We start from the raw sequence: 26,083 nt of genomic DNA, 5'->3' as shown, positions 1-26,083 counted from the left end.
CAAAAGAAAACGGCGGAGATTGCTCCCCGCCGTCGAATGATTAGCCGATTTTTCGGGCTTAGGCAGCCATGGCCACCTTGAGATTCTCGTCCACCTTGTCGAGGAAGGCGGTGGTCGAGAGCCACGGCTGGTCCGGACCGATGAGGAGCGCCAGGTCCTTGGTCATGAAGCCGGCTTCGACGGTATCGACGCAGACTTTTTCGAGCGTCGAGGCGAACTTTGCAAGGGCTGCGTTGTCGTCGAGCTTGGCGCGATGTGCCAGGCCACGGGTCCAGGCGAAGATCGAGGCGATCGAGTTCGTCGAGGTCTCCTGGCCCTTCTGGTGCTGGCGGTAGTGGCGGGTGACGGTACCGTGGGCGGCTTCGGCTTCGACCGTGCGGCCGTCCGGCGAAAGCAGAACCGAGGTCATCAGGCCGAGCGAGCCGAAGCCCTGGGCGACGATGTCGGACTGGACGTCGCCGTCATAGTTCTTGCAGGCCCAGACGTAGCCGCCGGACCACTTCAGCGCAGCGGCGACCATGTCGTCGATCAGGCGGTGTTCGTAGGTGATCTTCAGTGCGTCGAACTGTTCCTTGAATTCGGCATTGAAGATCTCCTCGAAGATATCCTTGAAGCGGCCGTCATAGGCCTTGAGGATGGTGTTCTTGGTCGACAGATAGACCGGCCACTTGCGCATCAGGCCGTAGTTGAGCGAAGCGCGGGCGAAATCGCGGATCGATTCGTCGAGGTTGTACATGGCCATCGCCACGCCTGCGTCCGGCGCCTTGAACACTTCCTTCTCGATCACCTGGCCGTCCTCGCCGACGAACTTGATCGACAGGGTGCCCTTGCCCGGGAACTTGAAGTCGGTTGCCTTGTACTGGTCGCCGAAGGCGTGGCGGCCGACGACGATCGGCTTGGTCCAGCCCGGAACCAGGCGCGGCACGTTCTTGCAGATGATCGGCTCGCGGAAGATGACGCCGCCAAGAATGTTGCGGATCGTGCCGTTCGGGCTCTTCCACATTTCCTTGAGGTTGAATTCCTTGACGCGGGCTTCGTCCGGCGTAATCGTCGCGCACTTGATGCCGACGCCGTGCTTGTTGATGGCGTTGGCCGCATCGATCGTCACCTGGTCGTTGGTGGCGTCGCGGTTCTCGACCGAGAGGTCGTAATATTCGATGTCGAGATCGAGATAGGGGAGGATCAGCTTGTCCTTGATGAGCTGCCAGATGATGCGGGTCATCTCGTCGCCGTCGAGATCGACGACCGGGTTTGCTACCTTGATCTTTTGCATGGAATTCCTCTTGGACGTGGAAGGGACCGACGGTCCCAACGGGGTGGACACCAGTGGGTGCGCTATAGCATCGCCGGGCCGGAACGCAAAGGCATTGAAGCCATCATATGCGGCTTTTCGCGCGAGAAATCGCGGGGCCTTCGGACCGGCGGACGATTGCCCTTGCCAAACCATAATGCCGGATTAATGTCCGCCCAAATTGCTCTCCAACAGCCGGATTTGATCTCATGCGGACCTTGCCGCTTGCCCTTGCCTTTTCCCTGATCTCCACTTTTGCCGCCGCGGCTGATGTCACCGATCCTGTCAAAGAGGTGATGAAGATCACCGAAGACAACTGGAATACTTCAGACAGCGAATGGAAATACATTTTCGATGCGGATCCGCTGTCGCGCCTGTTCAGCAAGAAGTTTCGGGGCGCCTATGCGGAGGCCGCCAAGCATCCCGCCTATGACACCGAAAACAACCAGCCGGGCGATCCCTTCGGCTACGACGTGATCACCTCGTCTCAGGACGGCTGCCCGTTGAAGGACATCAAGACGACGTCGGCACCCGGCGCCAATGGCATGACCGACATCACCGTAACCTTCAAGATGTGGACCTGCGTCGAGGAGGCGGAGGTGAAGGACAGCATCAACGAACTGCATTTCGACATCATCCAGGAAGGTGGAAAGCCGGTCATCGATGACATCCACCGTGTCGCCGACGGCGAGCGGGATTCGGTGATCGAAGAGATGCAGTCGATCGCCAAGGGCGAATGACTCCGCCGGTGACCGGGCGGCTGCCGATCCATCGACCGTGGCCACCTGGACCTACGCACGGTATCGCCAAACTTTGTCCAGGCGATATATTCGCCGGCCAGAAGCGGGTGCCGGCACCCGCCTGGGGTGGTTGATGACGTTTGCCGCGAAGATCCGAGACTGGCTGCTTGCCAATGACCCGGCGCTGTCGCGCCTGCGCATGGCTGCACGCGTGACGCTGACCGTCATCGCCTCGGTGGCCTGCCTTGCACTCATCCACATCGCCGGGCTGGCGCTGCCGACGATCGCCTATGGGCTTGCCATCATTCTCTCGATCGAGGGCGGTGTCGCGGTCCGCGACCGGCTGCCGTCCGACCAGCTGAAAACGCGGCTGATCGGCGGCGTCGTCAGCCTCGTCTGCGTCGGGCTCGCCGCAGCACTGGAAGACCATCGTTATATCTCTGACCCGATGTTCCTGGTCGTCATCGCTGGCGCTGCCGTCGGGCGCGTCTACGGGCCGCGCGGCTTTGCGGTCGGCATGTTTGCCTTCACCTCCTATTTCATGGGCGCCTATCTGAAACCGAGCCTTGCCGATCTTCCGCTCGCTGTCATCGGCCCGGCGATCGCGGTCGTCACCGGCCATCTGGTGCGGACCTATCTCCTGCCGGACGACTGGCGGCGCGATCTTTTGCAGTCCCTGGTGGCGATCCAGGGCAGGGTGAGCGATATCCTGATGAAGCTTGCTGTTCTGTCGAGCGGTGCCGCCATCTCGGACGGCGACCGGCGCGAACTGCGCCAGCTCGAGGAGCGGCTGAAGGACGTGGTGTTGATGGCGGAAGGTTTTCTGCCGCGCACCGCGGACGGCACGATCGATCCGGAAGACGAGCCGCTTACATCCCTCACCATGAAGATCTTCGACGTGCACCTTGCCGCCGAAAGCACCATGGTCCTGTCCTTCGAAGCGCTGCCCCCCTTTCTGCTGGTCCACGCGCTGATCGAGGACGACCAGGACATGGCGGAGAAGATTGCCGCAAGCCCCGCGGTGACCGGCGACGACCGGGTGGCGGAAAGCGCCCGGGCCCTGATTTGGCTGCAGAGGGCGAGGGCGGCGCTGGCGGAATCCATCGAGGAAGGGCCGCGCGACCGCTTCCGCTCGATCGAGGATGCCGCGGCCGCGCCAGCTCCGGCCAAGATCGATTTCTCGCTCAAGAACCCGGTGATGCGCGCCGCGGTGCAGATTACTGTCGCATCGAGCCTTGCGATGGTCTTCGGCCTGATGCTGTCGCGCGACCGCTGGTTCTGGGCCGTCATGACCGCCTTCCTGATCTTCACCAACACCAAGTCGCGCGGTGATACGGCGATCAAGGCCCTGCAGCGCTCGGTCGGCACGCTGCTCGGCATCGCGACTGGGCTCGTGCTGGCGACGCTGATCGGCGGTTATCCGCTTCTCGCCGCGCCGATCGCGACGCTCTCCATCTTCCTCGGTTTCTACTGCCTGCAGATTTCCTATGCGGCGATGACCTTCTTCATCTCGATCGTGCTCTGTTTGGTCTATGGCATGACCGGCGTGCTGACCCTCGACCTCCTGCAGCTCCGGATCGAGGAGACGCTGATTGGCGCGCTTGCGGGCACCGTCGTCGCCTTCCTCGTCTTCCCGGCGCCGACCCGCTCGACCCTAGACCTGGCGCTCGGGCGCTGGTTCGACGGGCTGCGCGAGCTTCTTTCCGCGGTCAGAGAGGGGGAGAGCGGTTTCGAGATCATCGCGCTTTCCCGCAAGCTCGATGCCGCCTATCGCGAAGTCACGCTCGCCGCGCGCCCGCTCGGTACCTCTTGGTCGGTGGTGACCCGGCCGGGCCAGGTCCGCCAGACGCTCGCCATCTTCCTCGGCGCTACCTACTGGGCGCGGATCTTCGCCCGCAATGCGGTCCAGGCAGGGCGCAAGCCGGAAGGCGATATTCTGGCGGCGTTGGAGGAGGCTCTGCGCAATATCGATGCGCTTGCGACCCGCGGTTCGGAGTGCTTCGTGGTGAAGCGCAAGTTGAACCGAGGCGCAGGCCGGCACCTGCCGATCTTCAAGCATGGCAGCCGCGTCGGCGTCGAAATGATCGGCACCATGCTGGGCAGGCTTTATCCCGCAGCGGCATAAGACTTGCCGATTGACCCCGGCACCGCTATTCCGGCCCGGATTGAATACGGAAACGGACATGTCAGGCACCAACAGCGAGCGCGAACTCATAGCCGAAGGACCGGCGGTCATCCTGGTCGAGCCGCAGCTCGGCGAGAATATCGGCATGGTGGCGCGCGCCATGGCCAATTTCGGCCTCGCCGAACTGCGCCTCGTCAACCCGCGCGACGGCTGGCCGAGCGAAAAGGCCCGCTCCGCCGCCTCCAAGGCCGATCACGTGATCGACGGCACCAAGGTGTTCGAAACGCTCGAAGAAGCGATCGCCGACCTCAACTTCGTTTATGCGACGACCGCGCGCGAGCGTTACGGCTTCAAGCCGGTGCGCTCGCCGGTGACCGCTGCCGAGACGCTCCGCACCAAGTTCAAGGCGGGCGAAAAGACCGGCATTCTCTTCGGCCGCGAACGCTGGGGTCTCACCAACGAGGAAGTGGCGCTCGCCGACGAGATCGTCACCTTTCCGGTCAACCCCGCCTTCGCCTCGCTCAACATCGCCCAGGCCGTGTTGCTGATGTCCTATGAGTGGATGAAATCCGGCATGGACGATCTTGCCGAAACGGTCTTTTTGCCGATTGAGCAGCGTCCTTCCACCAAGGAGCAGGTGATCGGCTTGTTCGAGCATCTGGAAGAGGCGTTGGACGCTCGCAATTATTTCCATCCGCCCGCGAAAAAGCCAAGAATGATCGACAACCTCCGCGCTGTCATCTCGCGGCGGGGTTTTACGGAGCAGGAGATCAGCGTGTTCCGGGGCGTCATTAACTCGCTCGACCGTTTTCCCCGCGGATGGTCGAAAAAGGACGGGCCGAAGCCTGAAAAGGCTGATCTGCCCGAAGGGGCATCTGGGGAGACTACGGGGAATGACGCAGAAGAATGAATCGAAGCCCGTGCTGATGTTCGATTCGGGCATCGGCGGGCTGACCGTGCTGCGCGAGGCGCGCGTGCTGATCCCCGAACGCGGCTTCATCTATGTTGCCGACGATGCCGGTTTTCCCTATGGCGACTGGGAGGAACCAGCCCTGCGGGAAAGGATCATCACCCTCTTTGCAAAACTGCTCGACGAATACGATCCGGAAGTCTGCGTCATCTCCTGCAACACCGCCTTCACCCTGGTCGGCGCCGACCTGCGAGAGACTTTCCCCAAGATGACGTTCGTCGGCACCGTGCCGGCGATCAAGCCGGCGGCGGAACGCACACGCTCTGGCCTCGTCTCCGTTCTCGCGACGCCGGGCACCGTCAAGCGCGCCTATACCCGCGACCTTATCCAGTCCTTCGCCACCCAATGTCACGTGCGCCTCGTTGGTTCGCAGAACCTGGCGCGCATGGCCGAAGCCTATATCCGCGGTGAAACGATTTCCGACGAAGCGGTTCTGGCCGAGATCGCCCCCTGTTTCGTCGACAAGGACGACAGGAAAACCGATATCGTCGTGCTCGCCTGCACCCATTATCCGTTCATGGCCAATGTTTTCCGCAGGCTTGCCCCCTGGCCGGTCGACTGGCTCGACCCTGCCGAGGCGATCGCACGGCAGGCGCGCCGAAAAGTGCCGTTGATCGAGGGCGCAGAGCACCCCGACAACTACGATTTCGCCGTCTTCACCTCCGGCAATCCCGATTTCGCCACTCGCCGCCTGATGCAGGGTTTTGGGCTGAGGGCCTGAGTGCTATCGAGCAATGTGGCTTATTTGCCACGCTTTCTTGGTGATGGTTACAATTCGCGATTGTGCGCTTGCTCGTCGGGCGATCTCGTGTATTATTTATCTATTCCGCAAATCGAACACAGGAGGCGTGAAATGAAGTCCATTACCATGTTTATGCGCCTTTCTGGCGGAACGGCTATTGTGGCCTCGGTGTATCGCACATCGATGCCGGCCGGCATGTGCTTCCAGGCTGTATAAGGCTGGATTTCCGCCGTTTTTGGCACTTTTCCCATTGATCTGACGTGACCGGCTGACGAAGCGATTTACCGCGTTTCCTCGTCCGCATCCGCACGTCTTTCTTCATCTCAGAGGACCTGGTCGCGACATGCGCCGGGACGGAAAATCATGCGTGAATCACAATTTAAAGTTGCTGATACCCTTTCGGCTGCGGTTCGTGAACTCTGCCGCGAACATGGCGTCTGGAAGACTGCTGGTGCACTGCTCCTGACAGCCTGGAGAGGTCGTCAAGAACGAAACCAAGTCTCTGATCTCTCCAATCGGATGCGCCGCGATATCGGGTTCCCCGAACTCGAGGACGACCGCCGAAACGTCCGGTTCAGCCCTTGGGATATCCGGCTGTGAAAGGACTAGGATGGGTCTCCGGCGGACTTGCCGCCGGGGCCTCTCATGGAGGACTCTATGGCTGGAGCTGAAAGAATGACGGCCTTCATCCGCAAACTTTGCCGTGACGATATGACGGCCGCCGCGAGCGTCCACCGTGCATCCTTCGACGAGCGGCTGCCCTGGCTGGCTCAGCTCCACACACCGGAGGAGGATCGCGCATACTGGAGAGGGCATCTCTCTGCGACTTGCGATATCTGGGGCGCCGAAAGGGACGGCACCTTGCTCGGCGTTATCGCCTTTCGCGAGGATTGGATCGACCAGCTCTATATCCTGCCGGGCGTGCAGGGGCAGGGGATCGGTTCCCGGCTGCTGGACATCGCCAAAGGGTCTCATTCGCAGCTTTTTCTCTGGACCTTCCAGCGCAATGCTGCCGCCCGCCGTTTCTATGAAGCACGCGGCTTTGTAGAGATCAGGCAGACAGATGGCGCGGCCAACGAAGAAAAGGAGCCCGACGTTCTCTATCGCTGGGTGCGTGAGGGCTGAATAAAACACCGCTTGCAAAGTGAAAAATTCGATGGCTTGCTCCCTTCATTCTGTGGAGGAACATTCGCATGTCGCTTGAACATTGGCTCGCCTTCGTCGCCGCTTCGTCGGTTCTCCTGGCCATTCCGGGGCCGACGATCCTGCTCGTCATTTCCTATGCGCTGAGCCATGGCCGCAAGGTGGCCTCCGCCACAGTCGCCGGCGTGGCGCTCGGCGATTTCACCGCGATGACCGCCTCCATGCTCGGTCTCGGCGCGCTGCTTGCGACCTCTGCTGCGCTCTTCACCGTGCTGAAATGGGTGGGCGCCGCCTACCTGATCTATCTCGGCATCAAGCTCTGGCGCGCGCCTGTTTCAGAACGGGCCGCCGAGGTGAGCGAGGCGGAGGTGGCTTCGGTAAAACCGCTCAAGATTTTCCTGCACACCTACGTAGTAACGGCGCTGAACCCGAAGAGCATCGTCTTCTTCGTGGCCTTCCTGCCGCAGTTTCTCGACCTCAGCCAGCCGCTGTTCTTCCAGATGGCCGTCTTCGAAGTGACCTTCCTGGTACTCGCAACACTGAACGCCACACTCTACGGTGTGCTTGCCTCGATGGCACGCAACACGATCCGCAAGCCGAAGGTCCAGCGGATCGTCAACCGCACGGGCGGTTCGCTGATGATCGGCGCCGGGCTGCTGTCTGTCGGCTTCAAGCGCGCGGCCACCTGAGCGTCATCGGGGAGGAAGAGTTGATGATCACCGGGCGTTGCCATTGCGGCGAGACCGTTTTCGAGATCAAGGGTGAACTGCCGCAGGCACTCACCCGTTGCACCTGCACCTTCTGCTCCAGGCGCGGCTCACTGCATGCCTATTACGAGCCGAAGCAGGTGAAGGTCACCTCCGATGCCGCGAGCGATAGGGTCTATCGCTGGAACACCAAAACGGTGGCGCATCATTTCTGCGGCACCTGCGGCTGCACCACCTATAGCGACAGCCCGGATTTCCAGCAGGACGGCACCTGGGACGGCAAGACCCGGCGTATCGCCGTGAATGCGCGGTTGTTCGACGATTTCGACGCCGAGGAATGGCCGCATACGGTCATAGACGGCCGGCACCTCTGGTAGGAGAAGAGCGATGAGTGACGTTACCCTGCTTGCCTTTGCGATCGTCGCGTTGATCGGCATCGCCACACCCGGGCCGACCGTTCTCCTGGCGCTCACCAACGGCTCGCGCTACGGCCTTCGTCGCGCGCTGCCGGGCATGGCCGGCGCGATGATCTCCGATTTCGTGCTGATCGGCGCGGTGGCGCTCGGCCTCGGCGCGCTGCTCGCGGCCTCCGAATTCTGGTTCTCGGTCGTCAAATGGCTGGGTGCCGGTTATCTCGCGTTTCTCGGGCTCATGCTTCTGCGCTCGAAAGGCTCGCTTGACGTAACGGCAGGCGATGCCGCGGCCGGTTCGGGTTCCGCAACGTCAATCTTCCTGAAAAGCTTCCTCGTCGCTGTGACTAATCCCAAGGGATACCTGTTCTTCTCGGCCTTTCTGCCGCAATTTATCGCACCGGATGCGCCGCAATTCCCGCAATATGCGATCCTGGCGCTCGTCTTCGCGCTGATCGATTTCGCCGTCATGTTCGGTTATGCGCTGCTTGGCTCACGTGCGGTGCACCTCTTGAAGAAGAAAGGGGCGCTCTGGCTCGACCGGCTCTGCGGCGGCGCGCTTCTGGCGCTCGCGGGGTCGCTGGCGCTCTACCGAAGGGCAGCTTCGTAAAGGAAGAGAATGATGTCTGGTCCAGTGAAATCCGTCCGACCCTTCCTGATGTTTCAGGGCGGCACCTGCGAGGAGGCGATCACCTTCTACACGTCGGTGCTGCCGGCGGGCCGGATCATCGATATCCGGCGCTATGGACCGGGCGAGGCGGGGCCGGAAGGCAGCGTGTTTCGCGCCACATTCGAGCTTGCGGGCCAGCAGGTTGTCTGCATCGACAGCCCGGTCAAGCATCTTTTCGATTTCACGCCGTCCTTCTCCTTTTTCGTGGAATGTGAAACGGAAGAGGAACTCGAGCGGCTGGCAGCAAGCTTGGGCGAGGGTGGGATGTTCCTGATGCCGCTCGACAATTACGGTTTCAGCCGGAAATTCTGCTGGCTGCAGGATCGTTTCGGCGTCTCCTGGCAGCTCAATTTCGAGTAGCCGCCAAAGGCCTGTGCATTTTCGATCTTGCCCGGCGAAACGAATCCCGATCTCTGTTAGGGTTCTGGAGTCGCGGCCTCAACGGTCAACGCGAAGAGACAGCATACGAGGTAAGTGCATTGCAGGTCGGCATCGATATGGGAATTGTGTCCGGGGGCGATCCGGCCAAGCTCGATATCGAGGAGCTTCTGGCGACCCGTCTGCTCGTCCAAGGCAATTCCGGCTCAGGCAAGTCGCATCTCCTGCGCCGCCTGCTGGAACAGTCCGCGCCCTGGGTGCAACAGGTGGTGATCGATCCGGAAGGCGATTTCGTCACGCTGTCTGAAAAATTCGGCCATGTCGTCGTCGATGGCGAGCGCAGCGAGGCCGAGCTTGCCGGCATCGCCAATCGTATCCGCAAGAATCGCGTCTCCTGCGTTCTGACGCTGGAAGGCCTCGATCTCGAAGAACAGATGCGGGCGGCGGCGGCCTTCCTGAACGGCATGTTCGATGCCGATCGCGAATACTGGTATCCGGTCTTGGTCGTCGTGGACGAGGCGCAGATGTTCGCGCCGTCGGTCGGCGGCGATGTATCGGAAGATGCCAGGAAGCTTTCGCTCGGCGCCATGACCAACCTGATGTGTCGCGGTCGAAAGCGCGGACTTGCCGGCGTCATCGCCACCCAGCGCCTTGCAAAGCTTGCCAAGAACGTCGCAGCGGAAGCCTCGAACTTCCTGATGGGCCGCACTTTCCTCGATATCGACATGGCGCGAGCCGCCGATCTGCTCGGCATGGACCGTCGCCAGGCGGAAATGTTCCGTGACCTGAAACGCGGCAATTTCGTCGCCCTCGGCCCGGCCCTGTCGCGTCGCCCGCTGCCGATCGTCATCGGCACGGTCGAGACCTCGGCCCGCTCTTCCAGCCCCAAGCTTATGCCGCTGCCGGATGCGCCGCAGGATGTCGAAGACCTGATCTTCACGCCGGACCCCGAAGAATTCACCCGGCCGACCGTCCGCCGTGCCCCGCCGGCGCCAAGGCCCACGACCGACATCCTCGCAGAACTGTCGCGCTCGACGCCCGCTGCCGTGCCGGCGCCGCACGAGCCGCGCATTGCCCAGCCGGAACTGTCCACTGAGGAGCGCGAGGAGCGGCTGTCAGCCGTGCTGTCGGAGATTCTCGATGATGTGCAATCCGCCTACCGGACGGATTCCGTTCTCTATCAGGATTTTCTGGTGCGCGCCCGGATGCGGCGCCTGCCCGGACCGCCGCTGTCGCTCGGCGAATTCCGCCGCCGCACGGCGATCGCCCGCTCGGGCGTCGATATGGAAACCGCTTCAAGCGAAGCCTGGGCGACGGCGCTGTCGCTGTCATCGGGTGTTTCGGATGATCTGCAGGGCGTTTTCCTGCTGATGGCGAAGGCGGCGATATCAGGCGAGCCATGCCCGTCGGATGCGCGGATCGCCCGAGCCTACGGCACTCATTCGGCACGTCGCGCCCGCCGCCTGCTCGGTTATTTCGAGGAACAGGGCCTGATCGTCGTGCATGCGGACTTTTCGGGCAAGCGCATCGTTGCCTTCCCGGATCTGCAGGCGGAAACCGCGTCAGGTAGTGCCGACGCACCGGATGAGGGCGAGGCGAGGCTCGCTGCCGAATAGGCCTTCAGTGGATGTGAAAATGCGCTTCCACCGCCGCGGCGATAAAGGCGCGCCGGGCTTCCGAAGGCTTCGATTTCCCCTTCAACGCCTCGTCGCAGACCTGTTCCGCGAGATGATGCTGACTGCCGTGATAGGCTGGCCAGAAGCGGTCGAGGACGGTTTTCGCATCGCGTACCGTCTTGACGGTGCGGACCGTGCCGGTTTCGGGGTTTTCAATCCTGATCGGGCTGCTCCAGAGTTTCGATTTCATGACACAACACCTCCTCTCCTTAAGATGGTCCCAACGCCTCGCCGCGTCAAAAAAGCCTGCAGACAGCCTTGCTAAAAGGTTAAGGGCGCGGTGCAGTTGACATTCCTGTGACATCCGCCTAAACACCGCGCCAACGCCGGGCCGAAAGACCCGGTGTTTCACTGACATGTCCCGTGGTTTTCTCCGGACGCTTTCGTGAGAGACCTGTCAGAGCTCTTAAATCAGAGCTCAGAGGAGGGCGTGTTTCCTTGATCCGGCTTGGCAACAAGTCGGTGTAACCATTTGATAAGGAAATACGATGAGCAAGCGCGAATCGTCCAAATACAAGATCGACCGCCGCATGGGCGAAAACATCTGGGGCCGTCCGAAGTCCCCGGTGAACCGCCGCGAATACGGCCCCGGCCAGCACGGCCAGCGCCGCAAGGGCAAGCTTTCCGACTTCGGCGTGCAGCTGCGCGCCAAGCAGAAGCTCAAGGGCTATTACGGCGACCTGCGCGAAAAGCAGTTCCGTTCGATCTATGACGAAGCCAACCGCCGCAAGGGCGACACTTCGGAGAACCTGATCGGCCTGCTCGAATCGCGCCTCGACGCGATCGTCTACCGTGCCAAGTTCGTTCCGACGGTCTTTGCTGCCCGCCAGTTCGTCAACCATGGCCACGTCACGGTCAACGGCGTTCGCGTCAACATCGGTTCCTACCGTTGCAAGGCCGGCGACGTCATTGAAGTCCGCCAGAAGTCCAAGCAGCTCGTCACGGTTCTCGAAGCCGTTTCGCTCGCTGAACGCGACGTTCCGGACTATATCGAAGTCGACCACAACAAGATGGTTGCCACCTTCGCCCGCGTTCCGGGCCTGACGGACGTTCCTTACGCCGTCATCATGGAACCGCAGCTGGTCGTCGAATTTTACTCGCGTTGATGAAATGCCCCTCGGGGCGTTTCCGCGACACAAAAGAAAAGCCGCCTTTCGGGGCGGCTTTTTTGTTTTCGGCTGGTCGCCTATCTGAGGCATCTGGTCACGAGAGGAGCCGCCTCACTTGGAGGCGGCTTTTTTCTTCTCAGCTGTCGCGGTCTCGGCCTTAACCGTCGCCACGGTCTCCACCTGTGGAGCCACCGCTTCCTTCGGGCCTTCACCCATGCGGTTCCAGGCGTCGAGGCCGGCGATCTTGTAGGCTTCGGCAAGGGTCGGATAGTTGAACGTGTTCTCGACGAAATATTCGACCGTGCCCTTGAGGTTCAGCACCGCCTGGCCGATGTGGACAAGTTCGGTCGCGCCTTCGCCGACGATATGGACGCCGAGCAGGCGGCGGGTCTTCAAGGAGAAGATCAGCTTCAGCAGGCCGGTATCGAGGCCCATGATATGGCCGCGCGAGGTCTCGCGGAAGCGGGCGATGCCGCATTCATAGGGAATTCCACGCTCCTTCATTTCCTCCTCGGTGAGGCCGCAGGTGGAGATTTCCGGGACGGCATAGATGCCGTAGGGGAAATACTTCTGCGGTTCCTTGGCGATCGCGCCGACGGCGACACGCGCCGCGACGCGCCCCTGTTCCATCGAGGTCGAGGCAAGGCTCGGGAAGCCGACGACGTCGCCGGCGGCATAGATGCCTTTGACGGAGGTTTCGAAGGTTTCCGGGTTGACCTTGAGGCGGCCGCGGCTGTCGGCCTCGAGGCCGGCTGCGGCGAGGTTCAGCGCATCGGTGGCGCCCATGCGGCCGGCGGCGAACAGAACCATGTCGGTGATGATGCGGCGGCCGCTGTCGACCTCCACCGAAACCTTGCCGTCGGGCAGGCGCTCGACCTTTTCGGCCTTCTGGCCGAGCAGCAGCTTCATGTTGCGGTCGCGCAGCTGATAGGTGAAGTCCTCGACGATCTCCTTGTCGATGAAGTCGAGCATGGTCGGCTTCGGGTCGATGACCGTCACGGCTGCATCCAGTGCACTGAAGATCGTGGCGTATTCTATGCCGATGACTCCGGCGCCGATCACGACCATGGACCGCGGCAGCTGTTCGATTTCCAGAAGCTCGTCACTGTCGAGAACCGTCTTGCCGTCGAAGGGAATGTAATCGGGGCGGAAAGGCTTTGTGCCGACCGCAAGCAGGATCGATTTGCCCATGACGTGCATGACGTCGCCGTCATCCTTGGCGATCGCCATCGTGTCGGCCGTGACGAAGGTCGCCTTGCCGCGGATGCTCTGGACGCGGTTGCGGGCGAACTGGTGCTCCAGCACCTCCACCTCGTGATCGAGGGTGATCAGCAGACGACGCCGCAGATCCTCGGCGCTGATCTCCTGCTTGACGCGGTAGGCCTTGCCGTAGAAGCCGCGTTCGCGCCAGCCCGACAGGTTGAGCGCGGTTTCGCGCAGCGTCTTCGAGGGGATCGTGCCCGTATGGACCGAAACGCCGCCGACCCTTTTGCCCTGTTCGACGACCAGAACCTTCTTGTCGAGTTTGGCTGCCTGAATGGCGGCGCGGCGACCGGCCGGTCCGCTGCCGACGACGATGAGGTCGTATTGGTTCATGGATGCTCCGCTCCGAATCTGACGGCTGCCGCGATGCGGCAGCACTCACGAATCCCTTTGTAGCCGCCTATTCTAAAGTTTTGATTGCGGCCCGTCCAAGCCTTGATTTCAATCTGGATGCACGAATTTTGTGCACTGCAAGAATTGCCGAAAAATTAACTTGACGGACGCTGGCAAATGCCGTCCATTCGAACCAATTAAAAATTGGTACGGAAAATGGTACAGGGGAAAGCAGGCGAGGCTCACGACAATTCGAGCTATGCGCTGGATCGCCTAAGAGAGCTTTTGAGGGCGGGGGAACTCGGTTCGGAAGGCCGTCTGCCGACCGAGCGCACCCTGACCGATATGCTCGGCATCAGCCGTCGCGCTGTGCGACGTGCGCTCGAAGTGCTTGAATCCGAAGGCCTCATCTGGCGCCGCCAGGGTTCGGGCACCTTTATCGGCGAGCGGCCGAGCGACTGGAGCAACCATCTGGGCGCGATCGTCGCCGGCACGGATTTCATGGAGATCATGGAAGTCCGTTTGAGGATCGAGCCGCAGCTCGCCCAGCTCGCGGCAATGCGTGCCAAGCCGGCGGATATCGCCAAGATGCACGAGATCGCCTTGAAGATCATCGAGAGCAGCGATGCCGACGCCCGCGAACTCTGGGACGGGACGCTGCACCGGCTGATTGCCCAGAGCGCTGGCAACCAGCTTTTCCTGTCGATCTTCGACGTCATCAACCGTGTCCGTCAGGACGAGGCATGGCGGGCGATCCGCGAGCTTGCCCGTTCGAGCGGCAATGCGGTCAACATCTCCTTTGCCCAGCACCAGAGCATCATCGAGGCGATCGCCGCCCGTGATCCGGTGCGGGCGGGGGAGGCGATGCGCGAACATCTGCTGATGCTCCAGGAGCGGCTGATCCGGGCGACGTCCCTCGGTTCCACGGAACCGGGGCCGCTGAGCCAGGTAAGCTGAACGGCCGTCGTATGGCCGCCACCACCAGAAGCCGGAAAACCGGCCAAGACTAAAAACAGGAACCAAAAAACAAGAGAGGAATATACATAATGATGCGACTTACCAGGCTTACCACAGCGCTGCTGGCCGGCGCGCTTTTCGCCTTTCCGGCGCTTGCAGTTGATTTGCGGATCGGCCTCCAGGACGATGCCGACGTTCTCGACCCGGCCCAGTCCCGCACCTTCGTCGGCCGTATCGTCTATACCGCCCTGTGCGACAAGCTGGTCGACGTTTCGCCCGACCTGAAGATCGTTCCGCAGCTCGCCACCGAGTGGAAGTGGTCCGCCAACGGCAAGGAACTGACCATGAAAATCCGGCAGGGCGTCAAGTTCCACGACGACACCCCGCTCGATGCCGCAGCCGTTGCTGCCACCATCGAACGCAACATGACCCTGCCTGAATCCCGCCGCAAGAGCGAGCTGACCTCCGTCGCCAAGGTCGAGGCGACTGGCCCGCTGGAAGTCAAGTTCACGCTGAAGGCCCCGGACGTGACGCTGCTCGCCCAGCTTTCCGACCGCGCCGGGATGATCGTCTCTCCGACCGCCGCCAAGGCGCTCGGCGCCAATTTCGGTTCGAAGCCGGTCTGCGCCGGTCCGTTCAAGTTCGTCGAGCGCGTCCAGCAGGACCGCATCGTGCTCGAGAAGTTCAAGGATTACTGGGACAAGGACAAGATCTTCGTCGACAAGGTCACCTATCTGCCGATCCCGGATACGACCGTGCGCCTCGCCAACCTGCAGTCGGGAGACCTCGACTTCATCGAGCGCTTGGCTCCGACCGATGTTGCTGCCGTCAAGGGCAATTCAGGCCTGAAATACGATGCGACCGTCAATATCGGCTACATGGCGCTTTACGCCAATGTCGGCAACGGTGCGCGCGCCGACAATCCGTTCGGTAAGGACAAGCGCCTGCGCCAGGCCTTCTCGCTGGCGATCGACCGCGATGCGATGAACCAGATCGTTTATGAAGGCACGGCCGTCGGCGGCAACCAGCCGTTCCCGCCAAACAGCCCGTGGTTCAACAAGGCGATCCCGGTTCCGGCCCGCGACGTCGCCAAGGCCAAGGCTCTGATCAAGGCCGCCGGCTTCGACCGCGTGCCGGTCGAACTGCAGATCCCGAACAACCCGGTCGCTCAGCAGATGATGCAGATCCTGCAGTCGATGGTCGCCGAAGCCGGCTTCGACGTCAGCCTGAAGTCCACCGAGTTCGCCACCCTGCTCGAAGAGCAGACCCGCGGCAACTTCCAGCTCAGCCGTTCCGACTGGTCCGGCCGCGTCGATCCTGATGGCAATATCCATCAGTTCATCACCTGCAAGGGTGGCATCAACGACGTGAAATACTGCAACCCGGACGTCGACAAGCTGCTCAACGAAGCACGCGCCTCGACCGACGATGCGGTCCGCAAGCAGAAATACGATGCAGCTTCCGTGATCCTCAACGAAGACATGCCGGTCATCTATCTCGGCCATCAGTCGTGGATCTGGGCTTACAAGAAGAACGTCACAGGTTTCGTGCCCAGTCCTGACGGCATGATCCGCCTGCAAGGCGTCAAGAAAGGCTGAGCCTCCCGTGCCGCATGGGAGTGGACCCATGCGGCACTTTTCCTGCATCACTGTGTAACAATGTTGCTCAACGGGGGACGGCGTCATGCCTGTCTACATCGGAAAGCGTCTGCTGGTCGCCATCCCGACCTTGCTGATCATCTCCATTTTTGTCTTTTCACTGCAGAAACTCTTGCCCGGGGATCCCATTCTGGCCATGGCCGGCGAGGAGCGTGATCCTGCCGTCATCGAATTCCTGCGCAATAAATACCGACTCAACGATCCCGTCATCTTCCAGTATTTCTATTGGCTCGGGGGCGTGCTGGTGGGCGATTTCGGTATCTCGCTGCGCACCAACCAGCCGGTCCTGGAACTGATCCTCCAGAAGCTGCCCGTGACGATCCAGCTCGCCGTCATGGCGATGTTCTTCGCCATGGTGATCGGCATTCCGATCGGCATCCTGGCGGCGGTCAAGAAGAACACGTTCATCGATTACATCGCCAACGTGCTGGCGCTGACCGGCCTGTCGATCCCGAATTTCTGGCTCGGCATCATGCTCATCCTGCTGATCTCGGTGCAGCTCGGCTGGCTTCCGGCCTCCGGCTTCGAGTCGATCTTCGTCGATCCCGTCCGGTCCCTGCAGACCATGGTCATGCCGGCCTTCGTGCTCGGCAATGCGCTCGCCGCGACCCTGATGCGCCATACCCGCTCGGCGATGATCGGCGTGCTCAGTGCCGACTATATCCGCACCGCCCGCGCCAAGGGGCTTTCTCCGCGGGAAGTCATTCTCAGCCACAGTTTCCGCAATGCGCTGCTGCCGGTCGTGACCCTGTCGGCACTGCTGTTCGGCGAACTGCTGGCCGGCGCGGTGTTGACCGAACAGATCTTCACCATCCCGGGCTTCGGCAAGTTGATCGTCGATGCCGTCTTCAACCGCGACTATGCGGTCGTGCAGGGCGTTGTGCTGTGCACGGCGGTCGGCTTCATCCTGATGAACCTGATTGCCGACGTCCTTTATGTCCTGCTCAATCCGCGTCTGAGGGCCACCCTATGACCACGATCGACCAAGCACCGCCCGTGGCGGCCGCCAAGCGCGACAAGAGCCGCGCCTGGCGCAAGATGAAGAAGAACCGGAGCGCGCTCGTCGGCGCCGTCATCGTGCTGTTCTTCGCCATCCTGGCAGCCGGCGCGCCGATCCTGCCGATCATCGATCCCGTTGCCACGAGCTGGACGGCGATCCGCAAGGCGCCCTCGGCCATGTACTGGCTCGGCACCGACGATCTCGGTCGCGACATCCTGTCCCGCATGATCTGGGGCGCCCGGGCCTCGCTGATGGCTGGGGTGTTCTCCGTCGCCATCGCGGTCGGCATCGGCGTACCGTTCGGGCTGATTTCTGGTTATTTCGGCGGCTGGGTGGATATGGTGATCTCACGCATCACCGAGGCATTGCTCGCCATGCCCTTCCTGATCATGGCGATCGCGCTTGCGGCATTCCTGGGCCCGAGCCTGATGAATGCGATGATCGCCATCGGCCTGTCCGCGATGCCGATCTTCGTGCGTTTGACTCGCGGCCAGGTGCTGGCGGTCAAGACCGAGGATTATGTCGAAGGCGCGCGCGCCGTCGGCCTGAACCACTTTGAAATCATGCTCCGTTACATCTTGCCCAACGTTTTCGCACCCATCATCGTCCAGGCGACGCTGACGATCGCAACCGCGATCATCGCCGAGGCGAGCCTCTCCTTCCTTGGTCTCGGCCAGCAGCCGCCAGCCCCCTCCTGGGGCTCGATGCTGAACGTTGCCAAGAACTTCTTGAGCCAGGCTCCCTGGATGGCGATGTGGCCGGGTGCGGCGATCTTCCTCGTCGTCATTGGCTTCAATCTCCTCGGCGATGGCCTGCGCGATGCGCTCGACCCGCGCGAAGCATGATTTGAAAGGAACTATATCCATGACTGAATTCACCACACGGCCGGAAATCCTCGGCACATTCGGGGTCGTTACCTCGACCCACTGGATCGCTTCGTCCGTCGGCATGGCAATTCTCGAAAAGGGCGGCAACGCCTTCGATGCGGCGGTTGCAACCGGCTTCGTGCTGCAGATCGTCGAACCGCATCTCTGCGGCCCCGGCGGCGATATGCCGGCCGTTTTCTACTCAGTGAAGAAGGACAAGGTCGAAGTCATCTGCGCCCAGGGGCCTGCACCGGCTGGTGCCACCATCGAGCACTACACATCAGAAGGGCTGAAGCTGATCCCCGGCGACGGCCTGCTCGCGACCGTCATCCCCGGCGCCTTCGACGGCTGGATGCTGATGCTGCGCGATTACGGCACGATGAGCGTCCGCGACGTGCTCGAGCCGGCGATCTATTACGCCGAGCACGGTCATCCCATGCTTGCCCGCGTTTCCGCGACCATCAAGGGGTTGGCGAGCTTCTTCGAGACGGAATGGCCGACCTCCTACGCGACCTGGCTACCGGGCGGCGTGGCGCCCGAGGCGCAGAGCAATTTCAAAAACCCGGTGCTCGCCGACACCTGGAAGCGCCTCATCGCCGAGGCCGAAGCCAGGACCGGCCGCGAAAACCAGATCGAAGCGGCCCGCGATGCCTTCTACCGAGGCTTCGTGGCCGAGGCGATCGACCGTTATGTCTCGACGGCTGAGGTGATGGATGCGAGCGGCGCCCGCCACAAGGGCGTGCTGACCGCCGACGACATGGCCAACTGGCGGGCGACCGTCGAGGCGCCGCAGACCTATGACTATCACGACTGGACCGTCGCCAAGACGCCGGCCTGGGGGCAGGGGCCGGTGCTCCTGCAGTCGCTGGCCCTGCTGAAGGGCTTTGATCTCTCGGCGATGGATCCGGCCGGACCGGATTTCGTGCACGTCGTCGTCGAGGCCATGAAGCTCGCCTTCGCCGACCGCGAAGTCTATTACGGCGATCCGGATTTCGCGCAGATCCCGACCGAATATCTCCTGTCGGAAGGCTACAATGCCGAGCGCCGCAAGCTGATCGGCAAGGAAGCCTCGCTCGATCTGCGGCCAGGACGTGTGCCCGGTTACGACCACCAGTTCGATCTCACCATAGGTATGCTGGCGGAAGTCAGCGGCAAGGGCGCGGTCTATGAACCGACCATGTCGCATCTCACCGAAAAGCGCGGCGACACGGTGCATATCGACGTCATCGACCGCTGGGGCAACATGGTCTCCACCACGCCCTCCGGCGGCTGGCTGCAGTCGTCGCCGATCGTGCCCGGCCTCGGTTTCGCGCTGAACTCCCGCGCCCAGATGTTCTGGCTGAAGCCCGGCCTGCCAACCTCGCTCGAACCGGGAAAACGTCCGCGCACGACACTCACTCCGTCGCTCGCCCTGCATCAGGGTCGCCCGACGCTGGTGTTCGGCACGCCCGGCGGCGACCAGCAGGACCAGTGGCAGTTGCCGTTCTTCCTGCGTTACGTCCACCACAAGCCGAACCTGCAGGCGGCGATCGACATGCCGCTGTTCCACACCACCCATTTCCCGGGCTCCTTCTATCCACGCACTAGCCAGCCGGGAAACATCATGGTCGAAAGCAATATCGGCGCCGACGTGCTCGCCGAGCTGCGCCGCCGCGGCCACCAGATCACCGTTGCCGATCCCTGGAGCGTCGGCCGGCTGACCGCGGCGCGCCGCGATGCGGACGGATTGCTGCGGGCGGCGGCAACACCGCGCCTGATGCAAGCCTACGCGGTCGGGAGATAAGCCATGACATGGTCGATCGTCGCACGCGATCCGCAAACGGGTCATTTCGGGATCTCGGTTGCCAGCCGCTTCTTCGCGGTCGGCGCCGCAGTCCCGCATATCAAGGGCAGGGTGGGGGCCGTCGCCACCCAGGCCTTCGTCAGCCCGCTCTACGGTACCGACGGACTGAAACTGCTGGAAGAGGGCAGGAGCCCGCAGGAGATCATCGAGACGCTGACGGCGCGCGATGACGGCCGGCGCCAGCGCCAGTTCCATCTGATCGACGCCAATGGCCGCAATGCCGCCTATACCGGCGAGATCTGCGTCGACTGGGCCGGCCATCTGGTCGGCGACAACGTCTCCGTCGCTGGCAACATGCTGGCCGGGCCGCAGGTGATCGCCGAGACGCTGCGGGTCTACAAGGAAAAGGCGGCAGAAGGCGCGCCGCTTGCCGAGCGCCTGCTCGCCGCGATGGATGCCGGCGAGGCAGCCGGCGGCGACAAGCGCGGCAAGCAGTCCGCCGCCATGGTTCTCTATCGCGACCAGGATTACCCCTGGCTGCGCATCAATGCCGACGACCACACCGATCCGCTCGGCGAACTGCGCCGGCTCTATGCGGTGGCGCAGGAGCGTTTCCTGCATGTCGCCGAAACCATGCCGACCCGCGAAAACCCGCACGGCATGACCGACCGCCGCGTCATCGACCAGAAGATCGCCGAGCTGGAAGCCGCCCGCGAGGCGGAAGGCCGCGCATCGGCCTCCTTTGCCACCCCCTGGAAGCCCCAATGACGGAAGTTCCGATGACCGAGACACCTGTCCTTTCCGTCAGGAACCTGACGACATCCTTCCTGGTCGACGGCGAATGGAAAAGCGTCGTCCGCGACGTCTCCTTCGACGTGCACCCGGGCGAGACGGTCGCGATCGTCGGCGAGAGCGGCTCCGGCAAGAGCGTCACCTCGCTGTCGATCATGCGGTTGCTGGCCGCCAATACCAGCCGCATCGAAGGCAGCATCCTGCTTTCCGGCCGGGATCTCCTGTCGATCTCCGAAAAGGAGATGCGCGGCGTGCGCGGCAACGACGCTTCGATGATCTTCCAGGAGCCGATGACCTCGCTCAACCCGATCTTCACCATCGGACGGCAGATCTCGGAAGTGCTGACGCGTCACAAGGGACTGACGAAGTCTCAGGCGCGCGCGGAAACCGTGCGGCTGCTCGAAAAGGTCCGCATTCCGAATGCCGGCGCACGGTTCGACGACTACCCGCACCAGTTCTCCGGCGGCATGCGCCAGCGCGTGATGATCGCCATGGCCTTGGCCTCGAAACCCAGGCTGCTGATCGCCGACGAACCGACCACCGCGCTCGATGTCACCATTCAGGGACAGATCCTCGACCTGATCAAGGTTTTGCAGGAAGAGGAGGGCATGTCGGTGCTCTTCATCACTCATGACATGGGCGTGGTCGCCGAGATCGCCGACCGCACCATCGTCATGTATCGCGGCGAGGCGGTGGAGAGCGGTCCGACCGAAGAAATCTTCCATCGCGGCAAACATCCCTATACCCGCGCGCTGCTGTCGGCCGTGCCACGGCTCGGCTCGATGCAGGACCGCAAATGGCCGACCCGTTTCCCGGTCGTCGACATCAATACCGGCGAGACGGCCGAACCCAAGGAAGTCGCCGGCACGGTCGATACCCGCAAGACCCCGGTTCTGGCGGTGAAGAACCTCGTCACCCGCTTTGCGGTCCGCTCCGGCCTGTTCGCGACGCAGACGGGTTCCGTCCATGCGGTCGAGAATATTTCCTTCGACCTCTTCCAGGGTGAGACTTTGTCACTGGTCGGTGAATCCGGCTGCGGCAAGTCGACGACCGGCCGCTCTATCATGCGGCTGATCGAGCCGACCAGCGGCGACGTGGCGCTCGACGGTTATGATGTCCTGCGCCTCGATCAGACGGGCCTGCGCGACATGCGCAAGACCATCCAGATGATCTTCCAGGACCCGTTCTCGTCGCTCAACCCGCGTATGACGGTAGGCGCTGCAATCTCCGAACCCTTCGTCAAGCACAAGCTCGGCAATGCGAAGGAGGCGAAGGAAAAGACCGCCGACCTGCTCCGCAAGGTCGGCCTGTCGCCCGACATGGCCGGCCGTTATCCGCACGAATTTTCCGGCGGCCAACGCCAGCGCATCGCGATTGCCCGTGCCCTGTCGCTCGATCCGAAGGTGATCGTCGCCGACGAAAGCGTCTCGGCGCTCGACGTGTCGATCAAGGCGCAGGTCTGCAACCTGCTCCTCGACCTGCAGCAGAGCCTCAACCTCGCCTTCCTGTTCATCAGCCATGACATGGCGGTGGTGGAACGGGTCAGCCATCGGGTGGCGGTCATGTATCTCGGCGAGATCGTCGAGATCGGCCCGCGCGCCGCGGTCTTCGACAATCCGCAGCATCCCTATACCAAAAAGCTGATGGCGGCTGTCCCGGTGCCGGATCCGGCCCGCCGCGGCATCCGCCGGGGCATTTCGAACGACGAGCTGAAGAGCCCGGTTCGTCCGATGGGATTCCAGCCGCCGGCGCGCCGGTATCGCGAGGTTTCCGCAGGCCACATGGTGCAGGTGGCTTGAATGGGCCAAGAAGCAGGGCAGCTACTTGGCCGCCCTGCGGCTCGCGATCAGCGCCTTCAGCCGCTGCGCATCGTCCGCGGTCGCCGGATTGAAGATGACGAGGCCGAGGTCCGGCCGGCCGTCGACGGCAAAGGATGAGTATTCGAGCGCGAGGTCTCCTGCCGTCGCATGGCGGACGTGCTTGAGACCTTCTCCGTAATTCTGAACCGCGTAATCCCGCCATATGGCCGCGAATTCCGGGCTCGATCGGCTGATTTCGGCGACCAGCGACTGGACCTTTTCGGTGTTTCCGGCCCGTGCCGTTTCCGAGCGGAAAGCAGCGACGGCGGAGCGGGCATCTCTTTCCCAATGGATCATATGCGCGCGGGCAGGCGAGTTGCCGAAGAGAAGTTTGAGGATGTTGCGTTGTTCGGGCGCAAGCTTGGCATAGTCGGTCAGCGTGATCGCAGCGGCATCGTTCCAGGCGACGATGTCCCACAGGGCGGTCCTGACAAGGGCCGGGCTGAACTCCAGCGAATCCAGCACCCGTTGCAGCTGCGGCGTGATCGGTTCGGAATGCTCGTATCGGACCTCGGGCGGCCGGTGCTGCGCCAGCAGAAAAAGGTGCTCCCGCTCGGCGTCGTTCAGCGAAAGCGCTTTGGCGAGCCGGTCCAGCACATCCGCGGATGGCGCGCCGCCGCGGCCCTGTTCGAGCCAGGTGTACCAGGTGGCGCTGACATTGGCGCGCTGTGCCACCTCCTCGCGCCGGAGGCCGGGCGTGCGCCGGCGTGTCGCGGGAATGCCGAAGGCGGCCGGGCTGAGTTTCGCGCGGCGGTCCTTCAGATAGTTTCCGAGAAGATTTTCGTCCTCAATTGTCGGCATGCTCAGCCTGTTAGTGCTTATACCAGTAAGTCGTCACGGCTTTTTTGCCATTCGGAAAACCCTATCACAGCCTCGTCAGACAACTGAAGAGGACTATCATGCGTGTTTTTGTAACCGGCGCGACCGGGTTTGTCGGCTCGGCCGTCGTCAAGGAACTGATCGAGGCGGGCCATCGGGTTCTCGGGCTTGCCCGTTCGGCTGCCTCCGCCGCGGCGCTGACGACCGCCGGCGCCGATATCCACCGCGGCACCCTGGAGGATCTGGACAGTCTGAAAAGCGGAGCCGCCGCCTCGGACGCCGTCATCCACACGGGCTTCATCCATGATTTCTCGAAGTTCAAGGAGAGTTGCGAGATCGACCGGCGCGCCATCGAAGCGCTCGGCGATGCGCTTGCCGGCACCGACCGTCCCCTGATCGTCACTTCCGGTACCGGCCTTCTGTCACCGGGCCAGTTGGTGACCGAAGAGACGCCGCCCGCCTATGGCGCCTCCGTTCCGCGCGTTTCGGAACAGACTGCATTGTCGGTGACATCGGGTCCGCGCGTCTCGGTCATCCGGCTCCCGCCTTCGGTGCATGGCGACGGCGATCATGGCTTCGTTCCGATCCTCATCAACATGGCCCGCCAGAAGGGCTCCTCGGCCTATGTCGGCGAGGGGCTGAACCAGTGGCCTGCGGTGCATCGGTTCGATGCCGCCCGCCTCTACAGGCTCGTGCTGGAAAAGGGCGTCGCGGGTGGCCGGTATCACGCGGTGGACGAAGAGGGCATTCTGTTCCGGGACATCGCGGGCGTGATCGGAAAACGCCTGAACCTGCCCGTCGTTGCTAAATCCCACGACGAGACGGCCGAACATTTCGGCTGGTTTGCGCATTTTGCGCAAATCAACAACAGGGCTTCGAGTGCCTGGACCCGGGAACAGCTCGGTTGGCAACCCACGCTGCCGGGTCTGATTGCCGATCTCGATCGGGAAGCCTACTTCGCGGCCTGAAGCCACGAAACTCAGATCAGCCTGAGACCCTTCAGGCTGACATGCCCGTCCTTGCCGATAATGATATGGTCGTGCACCGTGATGCCGAGAGGCTTCGCGGTGTCGACGATCGTCTTGGTCATGTCGATATCGGCGCGGGAAGGGGTGGGGTCACCACTCGGGTGATTGTGGACCAAAATAAGAGCTGTCGCCGAGAGCTCAAGCGCCCGGCGCACCACTTCACGTGGATAGACCGGCGTGTGGTCGACGGTTCCGTGGCCCTGCACCTCGTCGGCGATCAGCGCGTTGCGCTTGTCGAGAAACAGGATGCGGAACTGCTCGCGGGGTTCGTAGGCCATCACCGCATGGCAATAGTCGATGACCGAAGACCAGGAGGAGAGCACCTGCTTTCCGCGCAGCTCGCTTTTCAGCATCCGCTGGCCGACGGTCGCGACGAGCTTGAGATCCAGCGCCACCGCCTCGCCGACCCCCTTGACCTCCTGCAGCAATCCGAACGGTGCGCCCAGAACGCCGGCAAGCGTTCCGAACCGGGCGATCAGCGCCTTGGCAAGCGGTTTGGTATCGCGGCGCGGGATCGATCGGAACAGCAGCAGTTCAAGGATCTCGTAGTCGGCGAGCCCGGTATCGCCATGTTCGCGATATTTGGTTTTGAGGCGTTCGCGATGGCCGTGGTAATGCGCCGCCGGCTCGTCATCGTCCGTGGATACCGGTTTCTTGATGGCTTTCGGCTTGGTCAGCTGTTCGGAGAAAAAACCGCGCTCGTCCTCGATGAAGGACGTCTGTTCGTCCGGTGGAGGAGCGGAGCGGTTGGCCATCCGTTACCTCGAAAGCGGCGGCAGGCCGGGCCGGTCGAAGCCTCCAGGCGAGAGCGTGAAGACCTCGCAGCCGGTGGCGGTGACGCCGATCGCATGTTCGTATTGCGCCGACAGCGACCGGTCGCGGGTGACCGCCGTCCAGCCGTCGGACAGCACCTTCACATGCGGTTTGCCGAGATTGATCATCGGCTCGATGGTGAAGATCATGCCTTCCTTCAGTTCCGGGCCTTCGTCGGCGCGGCCGTAATGCAGGATGTTCGGCGAGTCGTGGAAAAGCCGGCCGACGCCATGGCCGCAGAAATCGCGCACCACCGAGCAGCGCTCCGCTTCCGCATAGGTCTGGATCGCCTCGCCGATCGCGCCGGTGCGGGCGCCGGGACGAACCGCCTCGATGCCGCGCATCAGGCATTCATAGGTGACTTCGAGCAGGCGCTCGGAGGCGCGCTTGATCTGCCCGACGGGATACATGCGGCTCGAATCCCCGTGCCAGCCGTCTAGGATATAGGTGACGTCAATATTGACGATATCGCCTTCCCGCAACGGCTTGTCGTCCGGAATGCCGTGGCAGACGACGTGATTGATCGAGGTGCAGGATGATTTCGTGTAACCGCGATAGTTCAGCGTCGCCGGCAGCGCGCCATGGTCCATGCCGAACTCGAAGACGAAGCGGTCTATGGCGTTGGTGGTGACGCCGGGCTGCACGATCGAAGCAAGCTCGTCGAGGCAGCGGGCCGTCAGCAGGCAGGCCTTGCGCATGCCGGCAAAGTCTTCCGCAGTGTAGAGGCGGATCGCACCCGTATTCTTCAGGGGGGCGGAAACCGCCTCGATATAGTTGACCATGGTTCTTCTCTCGCAATCTCTCCGTTCATAAAGCAGCCGAGCCCGGTTCGTCCATCTAGATCGGAGATTTCGGCGCTTTTCTTCCCGACAATCCGAACGGGATGATCTGAAGCGAGTCTTTTAAAGTGCTTCTCATAGGTTTATATAAGGTACGAATTGGAGCATCAGA

General features: G+C 62.4%; 25 protein-coding genes and 1 pseudogene. 20 read left to right on the top strand and 6 right to left on the bottom strand.

Annotated features, from left to right (window positions below; translation table 11 throughout):
- Positions 1 to 58: 58 nt before the first annotated feature.
- Complete coding sequence (locus PMI07_RS29535; RefSeq protein ID WP_007769812.1) at positions 59 to 1,273, bottom strand: NADP-dependent isocitrate dehydrogenase; 1,215 nt, start codon at positions 1,271 to 1,273, stop codon at positions 59 to 61.
- Positions 1,274 to 1,500: 227 nt separating this feature from the next.
- Between PMI07_RS29535 and PMI07_RS29530 the strand changes: the two genes are divergently transcribed.
- From PMI07_RS29530 to PMI07_RS29485, 11 genes are all read left to right on the top strand, one after another.
- Positions 1,501 to 2,031 (top strand): hypothetical protein, encoded by a 531-nt coding sequence (locus PMI07_RS29530; protein ID WP_007769813.1) that lies wholly within the window; start codon positions 1,501 to 1,503, stop codon positions 2,029 to 2,031.
- A gap of 133 nt (positions 2,032 to 2,164) precedes the next feature.
- Positions 2,165 to 4,156: an FUSC family protein gene (locus tag PMI07_RS29525; RefSeq protein ID WP_024164270.1), complete on the top strand. Its 1,992-nt coding sequence runs from the start codon at positions 2,165 to 2,167 to the stop codon at positions 4,154 to 4,156.
- Positions 4,157 to 4,214: 58 nt separating this feature from the next.
- On the top strand, positions 4,215 to 5,066 hold the full coding sequence (locus tag PMI07_RS29520) for an RNA methyltransferase (protein WP_007765081.1): 852 nt from the start codon (positions 4,215 to 4,217) through the stop codon (positions 5,064 to 5,066).
- A complete protein-coding gene (gene murI / locus PMI07_RS29515) occupies positions 5,050 to 5,847 on the top strand; it encodes a glutamate racemase (protein WP_007765078.1) in 798 nt (265 codons plus the stop codon). Before PMI07_RS29520 ends, murI begins: the two co-directional genes overlap by 17 nt.
- Positions 5,848 to 6,231: 384 nt before the next feature.
- Positions 6,232 to 6,468: a DUF1127 domain-containing protein gene (locus PMI07_RS34590; protein WP_081760998.1), complete on the top strand. Its 237-nt coding sequence runs from the start codon at positions 6,232 to 6,234 to the stop codon at positions 6,466 to 6,468.
- 75 nt (positions 6,469 to 6,543) lie between these two features.
- Positions 6,544 to 6,993, top strand: a complete 450-nt coding sequence (locus PMI07_RS29510; RefSeq protein ID WP_024164269.1) for a GNAT family N-acetyltransferase — start codon at positions 6,544 to 6,546, stop codon at positions 6,991 to 6,993.
- A gap of 68 nt (positions 6,994 to 7,061) precedes the next feature.
- A complete protein-coding gene (locus PMI07_RS29505; protein ID WP_007751570.1) occupies positions 7,062 to 7,700 on the top strand; it encodes a LysE family translocator in 639 nt (212 codons plus the stop codon).
- Positions 7,701 to 7,723: 23 nt separating this feature from the next.
- The gene (locus PMI07_RS29500) at positions 7,724 to 8,095 is read left to right on the top strand and encodes a GFA family protein (protein WP_007751568.1); all 372 of its coding nucleotides are present in this window, start codon (positions 7,724 to 7,726) and stop codon (positions 8,093 to 8,095) included.
- A 10-nt stretch (positions 8,096 to 8,105) separates the two neighbouring features.
- Entirely contained in the window at positions 8,106 to 8,738 is a 633-nt protein-coding gene (locus PMI07_RS29495) for a LysE family translocator (protein ID WP_007751566.1), read from the top strand.
- A gap of 12 nt (positions 8,739 to 8,750) precedes the next feature.
- Positions 8,751 to 9,158, top strand: coding sequence for a VOC family protein (locus PMI07_RS29490; RefSeq protein ID WP_197032575.1), 408 nt, complete (start codon positions 8,751 to 8,753; stop codon positions 9,156 to 9,158).
- Between the two features lie 119 nt (positions 9,159 to 9,277).
- The gene (locus tag PMI07_RS29485; RefSeq protein WP_007751560.1) at positions 9,278 to 10,792 is read left to right on the top strand and encodes an ATP-binding protein; all 1,515 of its coding nucleotides are present in this window, start codon (positions 9,278 to 9,280) and stop codon (positions 10,790 to 10,792) included.
- Positions 10,793 to 10,796: 4 nt separating this feature from the next.
- On the opposite strand, the gene PMI07_RS35475 is transcribed toward PMI07_RS29485, so the two are convergent.
- Positions 10,797 to 11,042: a DUF982 domain-containing protein gene (locus tag PMI07_RS35475; protein WP_007751558.1), complete on the bottom strand. Its 246-nt coding sequence runs from the start codon at positions 11,040 to 11,042 to the stop codon at positions 10,797 to 10,799.
- 298 nt (positions 11,043 to 11,340) lie between these two features.
- Here PMI07_RS35475 and rpsD point away from each other — a divergent pair, with 298 nt between their 5' ends.
- On the top strand, positions 11,341 to 11,958 hold the full coding sequence (rpsD, locus tag PMI07_RS29475; RefSeq protein WP_007751555.1) for a 30S ribosomal protein S4: 618 nt from the start codon (positions 11,341 to 11,343) through the stop codon (positions 11,956 to 11,958).
- A gap of 210 nt (positions 11,959 to 12,168) precedes the next feature.
- On the opposite strand, the pseudogene sthA reads toward rpsD, so the two are convergent.
- Positions 12,169 to 13,557, bottom strand: a pseudogene (gene sthA, locus PMI07_RS29470) (Si-specific NAD(P)(+) transhydrogenase); the annotation flags it as partial.
- A gap of 216 nt (positions 13,558 to 13,773) precedes the next feature.
- Here sthA and PMI07_RS29465 point away from each other — a divergent pair.
- From PMI07_RS29465 to PMI07_RS29435, 7 genes are all read left to right on the top strand, one after another.
- Positions 13,774 to 14,514 carry a FadR/GntR family transcriptional regulator gene (locus PMI07_RS29465; protein ID WP_007751552.1) on the top strand — a complete coding sequence of 247 codons (741 nt, stop codon included), beginning with the start codon at positions 13,774 to 13,776 and terminating at the stop codon, positions 14,512 to 14,514.
- A gap of 92 nt (positions 14,515 to 14,606) precedes the next feature.
- The gene (locus PMI07_RS29460; protein WP_037088701.1) at positions 14,607 to 16,112 is read left to right on the top strand and encodes an ABC transporter substrate-binding protein; all 1,506 of its coding nucleotides are present in this window, start codon (positions 14,607 to 14,609) and stop codon (positions 16,110 to 16,112) included.
- Positions 16,113 to 16,197: 85 nt separating this feature from the next.
- Complete coding sequence (locus tag PMI07_RS29455; protein ID WP_007751545.1) at positions 16,198 to 17,145, top strand: ABC transporter permease; 948 nt, start codon at positions 16,198 to 16,200, stop codon at positions 17,143 to 17,145.
- The gene (locus PMI07_RS29450; RefSeq protein WP_024164268.1) at positions 17,142 to 18,017 is read left to right on the top strand and encodes an ABC transporter permease; all 876 of its coding nucleotides are present in this window, start codon (positions 17,142 to 17,144) and stop codon (positions 18,015 to 18,017) included. Before PMI07_RS29455 ends, PMI07_RS29450 begins: the two co-directional genes overlap by 4 nt.
- Before the next feature lie 19 nt (positions 18,018 to 18,036).
- Positions 18,037 to 19,821: a gamma-glutamyltransferase family protein gene (locus tag PMI07_RS29445; RefSeq protein ID WP_007770959.1), complete on the top strand. Its 1,785-nt coding sequence runs from the start codon at positions 18,037 to 18,039 to the stop codon at positions 19,819 to 19,821.
- Positions 19,822 to 19,824: 3 nt separating this feature from the next.
- Positions 19,825 to 20,589, top strand: coding sequence for a DUF1028 domain-containing protein (locus PMI07_RS29440; protein WP_007770961.1), 765 nt, complete (start codon positions 19,825 to 19,827; stop codon positions 20,587 to 20,589).
- A gap of 11 nt (positions 20,590 to 20,600) precedes the next feature.
- Positions 20,601 to 22,412 carry an ABC transporter ATP-binding protein gene (locus tag PMI07_RS29435; protein ID WP_037088700.1) on the top strand — a complete coding sequence of 604 codons (1,812 nt, stop codon included), beginning with the start codon at positions 20,601 to 20,603 and terminating at the stop codon, positions 22,410 to 22,412.
- Positions 22,413 to 22,433: 21 nt separating this feature from the next.
- Here the strand turns inward: PMI07_RS29435 and PMI07_RS29430 are convergent, their stop codons facing one another.
- Positions 22,434 to 23,273 carry a helix-turn-helix transcriptional regulator gene (locus PMI07_RS29430; RefSeq protein ID WP_007758184.1) on the bottom strand — a complete coding sequence of 280 codons (840 nt, stop codon included), beginning with the start codon at positions 23,271 to 23,273 and terminating at the stop codon, positions 22,434 to 22,436.
- 98 nt (positions 23,274 to 23,371) lie between these two features.
- On the opposite strand from PMI07_RS29430, the gene PMI07_RS29425 reads away from it, so the two are divergent.
- On the top strand, positions 23,372 to 24,259 hold the full coding sequence (locus PMI07_RS29425; RefSeq protein WP_024164267.1) for an SDR family oxidoreductase: 888 nt from the start codon (positions 23,372 to 23,374) through the stop codon (positions 24,257 to 24,259).
- 11 nt (positions 24,260 to 24,270) lie between these two features.
- Here the strand turns inward: PMI07_RS29425 and radC are convergent, their stop codons facing one another.
- Complete coding sequence (gene radC / locus PMI07_RS29420; RefSeq protein ID WP_007760028.1) at positions 24,271 to 25,074, bottom strand: DNA repair protein RadC; 804 nt, start codon at positions 25,072 to 25,074, stop codon at positions 24,271 to 24,273.
- 3 nt (positions 25,075 to 25,077) lie between these two features.
- Entirely contained in the window at positions 25,078 to 25,914 is an 837-nt protein-coding gene (map, locus tag PMI07_RS29415) for a type I methionyl aminopeptidase (RefSeq protein ID WP_007760031.1), read from the bottom strand.
- Positions 25,915 to 26,083: the final 169 nt, after the last annotated feature.

This window comes from Rhizobium sp. CF080 (assembly GCF_000282095.2).
Classification (GTDB): Bacteria; Pseudomonadota; Alphaproteobacteria; order Rhizobiales; family Rhizobiaceae; genus Neorhizobium.
This window is presented reverse-complemented; position numbering and strand designations above follow the sequence as displayed.

What these genes read in the sequence shown, in the direction of transcription:
- PMI07_RS29535 (WP_007769812.1), bottom strand. Translation starts at nt 1,273, where the DNA reads ATGCAAAAGATCAAGGTAGCAAACCCGGTCGTCGATCTCGACGGCGAC.
- PMI07_RS29530 (WP_007769813.1), top strand. Translation starts at nt 1,501, where the DNA reads ATGCGGACCTTGCCGCTTGCCCTTGCCTTTTCCCTGATCTCCACTTTT.
- PMI07_RS29525 (WP_024164270.1), top strand. Translation starts at nt 2,165, where the DNA reads ATGACGTTTGCCGCGAAGATCCGAGACTGGCTGCTTGCCAATGACCCG.
- PMI07_RS29520 (WP_007765081.1), top strand. Translation starts at nt 4,215, where the DNA reads ATGTCAGGCACCAACAGCGAGCGCGAACTCATAGCCGAAGGACCGGCG.
- murI (WP_007765078.1), top strand. Translation starts at nt 5,050, where the DNA reads ATGACGCAGAAGAATGAATCGAAGCCCGTGCTGATGTTCGATTCGGGC.
- PMI07_RS34590 (WP_081760998.1), top strand. Translation starts at nt 6,232, where the DNA reads ATGCGTGAATCACAATTTAAAGTTGCTGATACCCTTTCGGCTGCGGTT.
- PMI07_RS29510 (WP_024164269.1), top strand. Translation starts at nt 6,544, where the DNA reads ATGACGGCCTTCATCCGCAAACTTTGCCGTGACGATATGACGGCCGCC.
- PMI07_RS29505 (WP_007751570.1), top strand. Translation starts at nt 7,062, where the DNA reads ATGTCGCTTGAACATTGGCTCGCCTTCGTCGCCGCTTCGTCGGTTCTC.
- PMI07_RS29500 (WP_007751568.1), top strand. Translation starts at nt 7,724, where the DNA reads ATGATCACCGGGCGTTGCCATTGCGGCGAGACCGTTTTCGAGATCAAG.
- PMI07_RS29495 (WP_007751566.1), top strand. Translation starts at nt 8,106, where the DNA reads ATGAGTGACGTTACCCTGCTTGCCTTTGCGATCGTCGCGTTGATCGGC.
- PMI07_RS29490 (WP_197032575.1), top strand. Translation starts at nt 8,751, where the DNA reads ATGTCTGGTCCAGTGAAATCCGTCCGACCCTTCCTGATGTTTCAGGGC.
- PMI07_RS35475 (WP_007751558.1), bottom strand. Translation starts at nt 11,042, where the DNA reads ATGAAATCGAAACTCTGGAGCAGCCCGATCAGGATTGAAAACCCCGAA.
- rpsD (WP_007751555.1), top strand. Translation starts at nt 11,341, where the DNA reads ATGAGCAAGCGCGAATCGTCCAAATACAAGATCGACCGCCGCATGGGC.
- PMI07_RS29465 (WP_007751552.1), top strand. Translation starts at nt 13,774, where the DNA reads ATGGTACAGGGGAAAGCAGGCGAGGCTCACGACAATTCGAGCTATGCG.
- PMI07_RS29460 (WP_037088701.1), top strand. Translation starts at nt 14,607, where the DNA reads ATGCGACTTACCAGGCTTACCACAGCGCTGCTGGCCGGCGCGCTTTTC.
- PMI07_RS29455 (WP_007751545.1), top strand. Translation starts at nt 16,198, where the DNA reads ATGCCTGTCTACATCGGAAAGCGTCTGCTGGTCGCCATCCCGACCTTG.
- PMI07_RS29450 (WP_024164268.1), top strand. Translation starts at nt 17,142, where the DNA reads ATGACCACGATCGACCAAGCACCGCCCGTGGCGGCCGCCAAGCGCGAC.
- PMI07_RS29445 (WP_007770959.1), top strand. Translation starts at nt 18,037, where the DNA reads ATGACTGAATTCACCACACGGCCGGAAATCCTCGGCACATTCGGGGTC.
- PMI07_RS29440 (WP_007770961.1), top strand. Translation starts at nt 19,825, where the DNA reads ATGACATGGTCGATCGTCGCACGCGATCCGCAAACGGGTCATTTCGGG.
- PMI07_RS29435 (WP_037088700.1), top strand. Translation starts at nt 20,601, where the DNA reads ATGACCGAGACACCTGTCCTTTCCGTCAGGAACCTGACGACATCCTTC.
- PMI07_RS29430 (WP_007758184.1), bottom strand. Translation starts at nt 23,273, where the DNA reads ATGCCGACAATTGAGGACGAAAATCTTCTCGGAAACTATCTGAAGGAC.
- PMI07_RS29425 (WP_024164267.1), top strand. Translation starts at nt 23,372, where the DNA reads ATGCGTGTTTTTGTAACCGGCGCGACCGGGTTTGTCGGCTCGGCCGTC.
- radC (WP_007760028.1), bottom strand. Translation starts at nt 25,074, where the DNA reads ATGGCCAACCGCTCCGCTCCTCCACCGGACGAACAGACGTCCTTCATC.
- map (WP_007760031.1), bottom strand. Translation starts at nt 25,914, where the DNA reads ATGGTCAACTATATCGAGGCGGTTTCCGCCCCCCTGAAGAATACGGGT.